Source organism: Streptomyces sp. CGMCC 4.7035, assembly GCF_031583065.1.
Lineage (GTDB): Bacteria > Actinomycetota > Actinomycetes > Streptomycetales > Streptomycetaceae > Streptomyces > Streptomyces yaanensis.
Map to the genome: position 1 here is coordinate 8,078,946 of NZ_CP134053.1, position 9,852 is coordinate 8,088,797.

Consider the following 9,852-nt stretch of genomic DNA (forward strand, 5'->3'; position numbering starts at 1 on the left):
CCGGGCACACCGGGAATGCGGGCCCCTTAGGATCCGTTGGGTGGGGTGAGAGTTCTGAGAGAGGCTCCCACCGGCAGTAGCAGCAGTCTCCAGAGACGAGGAATCAAGCCGTGAGCGACGTCCGTAACGTGATCATCATCGGCTCCGGGCCCGCCGGCTACACGGCGGCGCTCTACACCGCGCGCGCGTCGCTTAAGCCGCTGGTGTTCGAGGGCGCCGTCACCGCAGGCGGTGCACTGATGAACACCACCGAGGTGGAGAACTTCCCCGGCTTCCAGGACGGCATCATGGGCCCCGAGCTCATGGACAACATGCGCGCCCAGGCCGAGCGCTTCGGCGCCGAGCTGGTTCCGGACGACGTGGTTTCCGTCGACCTCACCGGTGAGATCAAGACCGTCACGGACACCGCCGGGACTGTGCACCGGGCGAAGGCCGTCATCGTCACCACCGGCTCCCAGCACCGCAAGCTGGGCCTGCCGAACGAGGATGCCCTCTCCGGACGTGGCGTCTCCTGGTGCGCCACCTGTGACGGCTTCTTCTTCAAGGACCAGGACATCGCCGTGATCGGCGGCGGCGACACCGCGATGGAGGAGGCCACCTTCCTCTCCCGGTTCGCCAAGTCCGTGACGATCGTCCACCGCCGCGACACCCTGCGCGCTTCCAAGGCGATGCAGGACCGCGCGTTCGCCGACCCGAAGATCAAGTTCGTCTGGGACAGCGAGGTCGCCGAGATCAAGGGCAACCCGAAGCTGGAAACTCTGACGCTGCGCAACCTGAAGACCGGAGAGCTCTCCGAGCTGCCGGTGACCGGTCTGTTCATCGCGATCGGCCACGACCCGCGCACCGAGCTGTTCAAGGGGCAGCTCGACCTCGACGAGGAGGGCTACCTCAAGGTCGACGCCCCCTCGACCCGGACCAACCTGACCGGTGTCTTCGGCGCCGGTGACGTCGTCGACCACACCTACCGCCAGGCGATCACCGCGGCCGGTACCGGCTGCTCCGCCGCTCTCGATGCCGAGCGCTTCCTCGCCGCCCTCGCGGACAGCGAGCAGCAGGCCGAGCCCGAGAAGACCACCGTCTGACCCCCCTTCCGCCCCACCGCATCACCGAGTTAAGGAGCCCCGCCGTGGCCGGCACCCTGAAGAACGTGACCGACGACTCCTTCGAGCAGGACGTCCTCAAGAGCGACAAGCCCGTCCTGGTGGACTTCTGGGCCGCCTGGTGCGGTCCGTGCCGCCAGATCGCGCCGTCGCTCGAGGCGATCGCCGCCGAGTACGGCGACAAGATCGAGATCGTCAAGCTCAACATCGACGAGAACCCGGGCACGGCCGCCAAGTACGGCGTCATGTCGATCCCGACCCTGAACGTCTACCAGGGTGGCGAGGTCGCCAAGACCATCGTCGGTGCCAAGCCGAAGGCCGCGATCGTCCGTGACCTCGAGGACTTCATCTCCGAGTAAGCGGTGACGCCGCCGGCCCAAGGCGGCGACGTTTCACGTGAAACACGAATGGGCCAGCCCACTGGGGCTGGCCCATTCGTATGAGGTGAGCAGACCACAGGCGGACCATGTGGTGTGCGCGGATGAGACGGGAGCATCTGTCCGTCACAGCGGCCGCAGCGCCGGCTCCTTCTGTACGGCCCCGAGAAGGCGGTCCAGCGCCAGCTCCACGTCCTCCTTCCAGGAGAGCGTCGTACGCAGCTCCAGCCGCAGCCGTGGATACGTGGGATGCGGGCGTACCGTCTTGAAGCCGACCGCCAGAAGGTGGTCGGCGGGCAGAAGGCACGCCGGCTCCTTCCAACGGGCATCGCCAAAGGCCTCGATCGCCTTGAAGCCGCGGCGCAACAGGTCCTTGGCGACCGTCTGGACCATCACCCGGCCGAGCCCCTGGCCCTGATAGCCCGGCATGATGAAGGCGGTCATCAACTGAACGGCGTCCGGCGACACCGGGCTCGTGGGAAACGCCGTCGACCGCGGAACGTAGGCGGGCGGCGCATACAGCACGAAGCCCACCGGTACGTCGTCCACGTAGACCACCCGGCCACAGGACCCCCAGTCCAACAGGACGGCGGAGATCCATGCCTCTTTCTCCAGGGCGGGCGTGCCGGCCTTTACCGCGGCTTCGCCGCTGACGGGGTCCAGTTCCCAGAAGACACACGAGCGACAACGCTTGGGTAGGTCCGGAAGGTTGTCCAGCGTGAGCGGTACGAGCCGACGCCCCATGTAGGCAGTTCCTCGCTTCCTTCGCCCGTAGCGCCGCGGGCGGCTGTCAGAGCGCTCCGCTCCCTGAGCAGGCTGCCGACGAACCCGCCGACCGCCCCCAGGCTCAGACCCGCGGTCACCAGTCCCGAACGGCTCATGGTTCGCATGACCCCCGCCTCCCCGATGAAGGTGCCGCCAGGTGGATGCGCCATACCCGAACGCATCGTATCCACGATGAGATTCCATCGATACCGCCTGAAAGCAAAGAGCGGACCGTGTTCCGGTACACACCGGACACGGTCCGCCCTGATGGTCTGCCAATCGGAAACCGTGGCACCACCTGTCGGCTCAGTCCTCCGAGTCCTCGGAGTCGGGGTCCAGAAGGCTCTTCTGGAGGACCGGTCCCTCGCCCGGAGCAAGCGTGCTGAGGATCCGCTCAAGGTCCTCCATCGACGCGAACTCGACGGTGATCTTGCCCTTCTTCTGGCCGAGGTCGACCTTCACCCGCGTCTCGAAGCGGTCCGAGAGCCGGGTCGCCAGGTCACTGAGTGCAGGAGAGACACGGGTACCGGCCCGCGGCCCCTTGGAGCGCGGGGCGCTCTGCGGCCCTGACCCCATCAGGGTGACGATCTCCTCGACGGCCCGCACGGACAGCCCCTCGGCCACGATGCGGTGAGCCAGCCGGTCCTGCTCCTCCGAGTCCTCGACGGACAGCAGAGCCCGGGCATGGCCCGCGGACAGCACTCCGGCGGCCACCCGACGCTGCACGGCCGGCGACAGCTTCAGCAGCCGCAGGGTGTTGGAGACCTGCGGACGCGACCGGCCGATACGGTCGGCCAGCTGATCGTGGGTGCAGTTGAAGTCCTTCAGGAGCTGATCGTAGGCAGCCGCCTCTTCCAGCGGGTTGAGCTGGGCCCGGTGCAGGTTCTCCAGGAGGGCGTCCAGGAGAAGCTTGTCGTCATCCGTGGCCCGCACGATCGCGGGGATGACCTCCAGGCCAGCCTCACGGCTCGCCCGCCAGCGCCGCTCACCCATGATGAGCTCATAGCGAGCCGGACCTACCTGCCGCACCACGATGGGCTGGAGAAGCCCGACCTCCTTGATGGAGGTGATCAGCTCGGCAAGCGCGTCCTCGTCGAACACCTCACGGGGCTGCCGCGGGTTCGGGGTGATCGAGTCGAGGGGCAGCTCGGCGAAGTGGGCACCGAGCGGAGACGCGGACGCCTCTCCAGCGCCGTTCGTCGACGGCTCCTCTGTTTCATGTGAAACAGGCGGAAGCGTGGCCACCTTCGCGGCCGCCACTCCCCGGTCCGTCGTCAGTATGGGCACCGCAGCCGGGGAGGCGGAGAGACCGCCCCCCACGGGGGCTGCCGCCTTCTCCCCTGTCGGGGCAGCAGGGATCAGTGCGCCGAGACCACGGCCCAACCCCCTCCGTCGCTCGCTCACTGGATCCCCTCCACCATGCTCTGTTCCGTCTGGGCGCCGATGTGGGCGTGTTCTGCGTCGTAGTGGACGCCAACACCCCTCAGCGCGATTTCACGTGCCGCCTCAAGATAGGAGAGAGCGCCGCTCGACCCTGGATCGTAGGTCAGCACCGTCTGTCCGTAGCTCGGCGCCTCGGAGATGCGGACCGAGCGCGGAATGCTCGTCCTCAGCACCTCGTCGCCGAAATGCGTGCGCACCTCGTCCGCGACCTGGGACGCCAGGCGCGTCCGGCCGTCGTACATGGTGAGCAGGATGGTCGACACATGCAGGGCGGGGTTGAGGTGCCCCCGTACCAGGTCGACATTGCGCAGGAGCTGGCCCAGGCCTTCCAGCGCGTAGTACTCGCACTGGATCGGGATGAGGACCTCCTGACCGGCGACCATCGCGTTGACCGTCAGCAGGCCGAGCGAGGGCGGGCAGTCGATGAGGATGTAGTCCAGCGGCTGCTCATAGGCCTGGATCGCCCGCTGCAGTCGGCTCTCGCGCGCCACCAGGGACACCAACTCGATCTCCGCACCGGCAAGATCGATCGTGGCGGGGGCGCAAAAGAGACCCTCGACATCGGGGACCGGCTGGACGACCTCCGCGAGCGGCTTGCTGTCGACCAACACGTCATAGATGGACGGAACTTCGGCGTGATGGTCGATTCCCAGCGCGGTGGAGGCATTGCCCTGAGGGTCGAGGTCGATCACCAGGACGCGGCCACCGTGCAGGGCAAGAGACGCGGCAAGGTTGACCGTCGTCGTGGTCTTCCCCACCCCGCCCTTCTGATTGGCGACCACAACGACCCGGGTCTGCTCCGGCCGTGGCAGGCCTTCACCGGCGCGGCCCAGTGCCTCTACCGCAAGTTGGGCAGCACGACCGATGGGAGTGTCGTCCATCGGGGGCGGTGTTTCACGTGAAACATCCACCCCCATCGACTCGGTACGGGGACCGGGGACCGGATCGGTCATCGGTCCCGCGATGTTGGCGTCGGACCGCAAGGATTCACTCTCCTCGACTTCAGGCTCGCAATGAACAGAGCCTCCCATGCCTTCGGGGTCGTGAACCAGTGAGGTCTGGTCTTCTGTGGAGAAATCCACCTCTGTGGACAACTCCATGCCCTCCACGGGGGACAAGGTGTCCCGCGTGGACGGTTCCCCGAGGGATCCGAGGGGCTTGCGGTCGCGGGGTTCGGCCGCAGCCCGGCCGCGACTGATGATGCCGTGCAGCAGTGAGCGACGTTTCACGTGAAACACGATGCACAGCAGCCGTGGCCGAACTGTCGCGACACTCCGGCATGCGTAGGTATGGCGGCTTGTGTGGAGTACGTCTCGTCGTCAGGACGGATCAGCGACGACGGCGCGCACGCCCGGTGCGGGCCGCCTTGGCCCGCTTGGCCGCGAAGCGGACGCCCCCAGGGCTCTCCCCGACCTCGACCCGCACCACCGTGGACAGCGGATCCACGACCCCCTCCCCGACATGGAGGATGGACGTCTCCACAGCGCCGAGCTTGCTCAGTGCCGTGGCCGCGCTCTTGAGCTCCTCCTCGGCGGTATCACCCTTGAGCGCGAGCATCTCCCCGTACGGGCGCAGCAGCGGAATACCCCACGTCGCCAGTCGGTCCAGCGGAGCCACGGCCCGTGCAGTGACCACGTGGACCGGCGGCAACTTGCCCATGACCTCTTCGGCCCGGCCACGCATGACCGTCACATGGTCGAGGCCCAGGAGTTCGACGACCTCCGTGAGAAAGTTCGTCCGTCGCAGCAGCGGTTCCAGCAGCGTGATCTTCAGGTCCTCCCGCACAAGAGCCAGGGGAATGCCGGGAAGCCCAGCCCCCGAACCGACGTCGCACACCGTGACCCCGTCGGGCACGACCTCCGAGAGCACCGCGCAGTTCAGCAGGTGCCGCTCCCACAGACGTGGCACCTCTCGTGGGCCGATGAGCCCCCGTTGCACGCCTGCTTCGGCAAGGAGCTCGGCATACCGCACCGCATCGGCGAACCGGTCGCCGAATACCTCGCGTGCCTGCTCCGGTGGAGGGGGGAGCTCCGCTGCCTCCGTCACGGGGGGACCGTCCTTCCGTACCGCTTCGGCGCATCGAGCGCCGGCTCCAGAACTACCAGGCTGACAAAGTTCGGCCCCGTCTGCTCAACAGACGGGGCCGGAGAGATGTACGGACCTAATCAGGCGGGCAGCACGACGACGAAGCGCTGCGGCTCCTCGCCCTCGGACTCGCTGCGCAGGCCCGCGGCCTTGACCGCGTCGTGCACGACCTTGCGCTCGAACGGGGACATCGGCTTGAGCTTGACCGGCTCTCCGCTGCTCTTCACCTCGGCGGCGGCCTTGGCGCCCAGCTCCGAGAGTTCCGCACGCTTATTGGCGCGGTAGCCCGCGATGTCCAGCATCAGCCGGCTGCGGTCGCCGGTCTCCCGGTGCACGGCCAGGCGCGTGAGCTCCTGGAGCGCCTCCAGCACCTCGCCGTCACGGCCGACCAGCTTCTGCAGGTCGCGGCTTCCCGCGTCGCTGATGATCGACACAGACGCGCGGTCGGCCTCGACGTCCATGTCGATATCGCCGTCGAGATCGGCGATGTCCAGCAGACCCTCGAGGTAGTCCGCCGCGATCTCGCCCTCCTGCTCCAGGCGGGTCAGGGTGTCTGCACCCTCGGCAGCGGCGGAGGTGGTGCCTTCCGTCACGGGATGGACTCCTTCTTACTTCTTGGACGGGGACTTGGGCCGCTGCGGACCCTTGCGCTGTCCGGACTGGGCCTTGCTACGGGTACCGCTGCCAGGCTTGGGCGTCGCCTTCTTGGCAGGGGCAGCCGGCTCGGTGTCCTCCGGCTCGTCGGACTTGCTCAGCGAAGTGGTGGACGAGGAGCCGGTGTCGTCCCCGGCCTTCGGACCGCCGGACTGGCGCTGCGCCTTGGTCTGCCGCTTCGGCTGCTGGCGCTTGGAGGCACTGGTGGTCGGCGTACCGTCCTCGACGGTGGCGACGGCCGCGGCCTCGCTCTTCACCACGGTGCCGTCGGGCTGGGCCGCGAGGCCCGCCTTGGTCAGACCGTTGATGAACTTGCGCTCGAACTCGTTGCGGTCGCGGCCCTTGGAGACGATCGCCTTGACGATGGCCTTCTCACCCCGGCTGCGGGTCTTGCCGTGGTGCGTGACGTGCTTGTGCAGTCGCTCCAGGTAGGCGGCCTGGGCCTTGGAACCCGGGGTCGGGTTGTTGCGGATGACGTACATCTGCTGGCCCATGGTCCACACGTTGGTGGTCAGCCAGTAGACGAGGACACCGACCGGGAAGTTGATACCGAAGACGGCGAACATGACCGGGAAGACGTACATCAGCATCTTCTGCTGCTGCATGAACGGCGTCTTCACCGTTGTGTCGACGTTCTTCGTCATCAGCTGGCGCTGCGTGTAGAACTGCGACGCCGACATCAGAACGATCATGATCGCGGTGACGACCCGGACGTCGGTCAGCTGGGCGCCCAGCGCGGAGACCTTGTCCGCGCTGTCCGTGAACTTCGCGGCCAACGGGGCACCGAAGATGTGCGCCTTACGGGCGCTGGCGAGCAGCTGATCGTCGATGACGCCGATCGTCTTGCCCGTCGCGATGCCGTTCAGCACGTGGTAGAGGGCGAAGAAGAACGGGGACTGCGCCAGGATGGGAAGGCACGAGGAGAGCGGGTTGGTACCCGACTCCTTGTACAGCTTCATCATCTCTTCGGACTGGCGCTGCTTGTCGTTCTTGTAGCGCTCCTGGATCTTCTTCATCTCGGGCTGCAGCGTCTGCATGGCCCGAGTCGCCTTGATCTGCTTCACGAAGAGCGGGATCAGGCAGATACGGATCAGGATCACCAGAGACACGATGGACAGGCCCCAGGCCCAGCCCGTATCAGCGCCGAAGATCGCGCCGTACACCTTGTGGAACTGGACGATGACCCAGGAGACGGGTGTCGTGATGAAGCTGAAGAGGCTGGCAATCGTGTCCACTAATCATGCTCCTTGGGCATGGGACGAGGTCTCTGCGGCCGGGCTCGAAGGGGTGATGTCCCCGTCGGTGGCCGGTTCGCCGGCGGAGGGCCCGCCCTTGCGTGCACGCCAGGCGTTACGCAGCATTTCGTGCCACCGCGGACGCTTGCGCGGCGGGACATGGTCCACACCGCCCAGCGACCACGGATTGCACCGCAGGATGCGCCAGGCGGTGAGCGCCGTTCCCTTGATCGCACCGTGCCGGTCGATGGCCGTGTAGCCGTAGTGGGAACACGACGGGTAGTACTTGCACACAGGCCCGAGCAGTGGACTGATCGTCCACTGGTAGATCTTGATCAGGGCCAGCAGTGGGTACTTCATCGCGCGCCCCCTCCTCCCAGTAGCCGCTGGAGGGCGGCATCCAGGTCTCGGGCCAGCTGTGCATGGTCGGCGTCACCCGCACCGGGCAGTGCTCGTACGACTACCAGGCTACCGGGGGGCACCAGGGCCACTCGTTCACGCATCAGATGGCGAAGCCTGCGCTTCACCTTGTTGCGTACGACCGCTCCACCCACAGCCTTGCTCACGACGAAACCCGCACGCGTCGGGGGAGCGCTCTCCCCAGGCGCGTGCGGGTCCGTGGCACCGCTACGAAGGTGGACGACGAGAAGCGGGCGTCCAGCCCGGCGTCCTCGGCGTACCGCGGTCGCGAAGTCCTCGCGCCGCCTCAGCCGATGCTCGGTAGGCAGCACGACGTCATGACCTGACCGGGATCAGGCGGACAGACGGGCGCGACCCTTGCTGCGGCGGGACGCCAGGATGGCGCGGCCGGCACGGGTGCGCATACGCAGCCGGAAGCCGTGGGTCTTCGCGCGACGACGGTTGTTCGGCTGGAAGGTGCGCTTGCTCACTCGGGGGCTCCAGTAATGATTCGGTGGGTGGCGGGGTGCCGCCTGGCTGTCACCGTGCGCCCACGAGTAGCTCGCATTACGCCCGAGTGCACCGCTTTCCGATCACCGAAATGTGCCTTGGTGGCACTGGTGCGTGATCTGTGCCCATCGGAGGCAGGCGGCAGCAGCCATCGACAACTCGACCTGGTTACGGTACGCGGGGCTGCGCCGTCCGGTCAAACCAACAGCCGAGGGGACACACTTGTCCACAGGCTGGGGACAACAACTTGAACCGCACCGGCCGCCCTGACTACCGTGGCTGGACTCCGATTCGTTCCCTTGTGCCTGCCCCGGCAGGTTCGCCCCGAGCCGACCCACCCGAGTTACACCCCGACCCGTCCCGCAACCACACGTTCGTGGGACCTGTGAGAGAGCGTGCCCTGTGGCTGACGTACCTGCCGATCTTGCCGCAGTGTGGCCACGAGTACTCGAGCAGCTTCTCGGTGAGGGGCGCGGGCCGGGTGTCGAGGCGAAGGACGAGCACTGGATCCGGCGCTGCCAGCCCCTCGCGCTGGTCGCGGACACCGCCCTGCTCGCAGTCCCGAACGAGTTTGCGAAGGGCGTCCTCGAAGGCCGGCTCGCGCCGATCGTCAGTGACACGCTGAGCCGCGAGTGCGGCCGACCGATCCGCATCGCGATCACCGTCGACGACTCCGTAGGCGAACCCCAGGCACCGGCTCCCCCCGTCCAGCCCCGCTACGAGGAGCCCGAGCTCCCCTCCCCCCAGGGCCGCGACACGTACGACGTCCAGGGCCAGGGCGGCTACGAGGGATATGGCCGTCATCGCGCCGACGACCACCGCGGAGGCCGCGCCGACCAGCTCCCCACCGGACCCGGCGACCAGCTGCCCACCGCCCGCCCCGACCAACTTCCGCCCGCCCGCGCCGATCAGCTCCCGCCCGCCCGCCCTGCGTATCCGGGCGAGTACCAGCGCCCCGAGCCCGGCGCCTGGCCGCGTCCGTCCCAGGACGACTACGGCTGGCAGCAGCAGCGGCTCGGCTTCCCCGAGCGGGACCCGTACGCGACGCCGGCGCCGGACTACCGCGCGCAGTCGTCGGCGCGGCCGCCGTACGAACAGCAGCGCCCGGACTACGAGAACGCGCGCTCGAACTACGAGAGCGCTCGCCCCGGCTTCGACCAGCAGCGCCCCGACCGCCGCGAGCTCCCGGAGCCGCCCCCCGGCAACGGCCCTGTGCGCCGGGGCGGTCCGGTCGGCCCGGGTGCCGCCACCGGCGCCACCGGTGCTCCCGGCCCGCTGGCCGCG

General features: G+C 67.9%; 11 protein-coding genes and 1 pseudogene. 3 read left to right on the forward strand and 9 right to left on the reverse strand.

Translation table 11 applies throughout. The features are described from left to right. Window positions 1-110 precede the first annotated feature (110 nt). Both trxB and trxA read left to right on the forward strand, forming a co-directional pair. The gene (gene trxB, locus Q2K21_RS35625) at window positions 111-1,082 is read left to right on the forward strand and encodes a thioredoxin-disulfide reductase (RefSeq protein WP_310780474.1); all 972 of its coding nucleotides are present in this window, start codon (window positions 111-113) and stop codon (window positions 1,080-1,082) included. A 44-nt stretch (window positions 1,083-1,126) separates the two neighbouring features. Beyond that, the gene (gene trxA / locus Q2K21_RS35630) at window positions 1,127-1,459 is read left to right on the forward strand and encodes a thioredoxin (protein ID WP_200716173.1); all 333 of its coding nucleotides are present in this window, start codon (window positions 1,127-1,129) and stop codon (window positions 1,457-1,459) included. Window positions 1,460-1,603: 144 nt separating this feature from the next. Here trxA and Q2K21_RS35635 read toward each other — a convergent pair whose 3' ends face one another. From Q2K21_RS35635 to rpmH, 9 genes are all read right to left on the reverse strand, one after another. Then, window positions 1,604-2,221 carry a GNAT family N-acetyltransferase gene (locus tag Q2K21_RS35635; RefSeq protein WP_310780476.1) on the reverse strand — a complete coding sequence of 206 codons (618 nt, stop codon included), beginning with the start codon at window positions 2,219-2,221 and terminating at the stop codon, window positions 1,604-1,606. 327 nt (window positions 2,222-2,548) lie between these two features. Further along, window positions 2,549-3,646, reverse strand: a complete 1,098-nt coding sequence (locus Q2K21_RS35640) for a ParB/RepB/Spo0J family partition protein (protein WP_310780478.1) — start codon at window positions 3,644-3,646, stop codon at window positions 2,549-2,551. After that, window positions 3,643-4,716, reverse strand: coding sequence for a ParA family protein (locus tag Q2K21_RS35645; protein ID WP_310781401.1), 1,074 nt, complete (start codon window positions 4,714-4,716; stop codon window positions 3,643-3,645). Before Q2K21_RS35645 ends, Q2K21_RS35640 begins: the two co-directional genes overlap by 4 nt. A 298-nt stretch (window positions 4,717-5,014) precedes the next feature. Next, entirely contained in the window at window positions 5,015-5,731 is a 717-nt protein-coding gene (gene rsmG / locus Q2K21_RS35650; RefSeq protein ID WP_310780480.1) for a 16S rRNA (guanine(527)-N(7))-methyltransferase RsmG, read from the reverse strand. Between the two features lie 119 nt (window positions 5,732-5,850). Then, the gene (locus Q2K21_RS35655) at window positions 5,851-6,363 is read right to left on the reverse strand and encodes a Jag family protein (protein ID WP_310780482.1); all 513 of its coding nucleotides are present in this window, start codon (window positions 6,361-6,363) and stop codon (window positions 5,851-5,853) included. Window positions 6,364-6,378: 15 nt separating this feature from the next. Beyond that, complete coding sequence (gene yidC, locus Q2K21_RS35660; RefSeq protein ID WP_310780484.1) at window positions 6,379-7,659, reverse strand: membrane protein insertase YidC; 1,281 nt, start codon at window positions 7,657-7,659, stop codon at window positions 6,379-6,381. Between the two features lie 3 nt (window positions 7,660-7,662). Continuing rightward, complete coding sequence (gene yidD, locus Q2K21_RS35665; protein ID WP_310780486.1) at window positions 7,663-8,019, reverse strand: membrane protein insertion efficiency factor YidD; 357 nt, start codon at window positions 8,017-8,019, stop codon at window positions 7,663-7,665. After that, window positions 8,016-8,390, reverse strand: a complete 375-nt coding sequence (gene rnpA, locus Q2K21_RS35670) for a ribonuclease P protein component (RefSeq protein WP_310780488.1) — start codon at window positions 8,388-8,390, stop codon at window positions 8,016-8,018. Before rnpA ends, yidD begins: the two co-directional genes overlap by 4 nt. A gap of 21 nt (window positions 8,391-8,411) precedes the next feature. Continuing rightward, window positions 8,412-8,549: a 50S ribosomal protein L34 gene (gene rpmH / locus Q2K21_RS35675; RefSeq protein ID WP_003956500.1), complete on the reverse strand. Its 138-nt coding sequence runs from the start codon at window positions 8,547-8,549 to the stop codon at window positions 8,412-8,414. 421 nt (window positions 8,550-8,970) lie between these two features. On the opposite strand from rpmH, the pseudogene dnaA reads away from it, so the two are divergent. Beyond that, a pseudogene (gene dnaA, locus Q2K21_RS35680) lies at window positions 8,971-9,852 on the forward strand (chromosomal replication initiator protein DnaA); the annotation flags it as partial.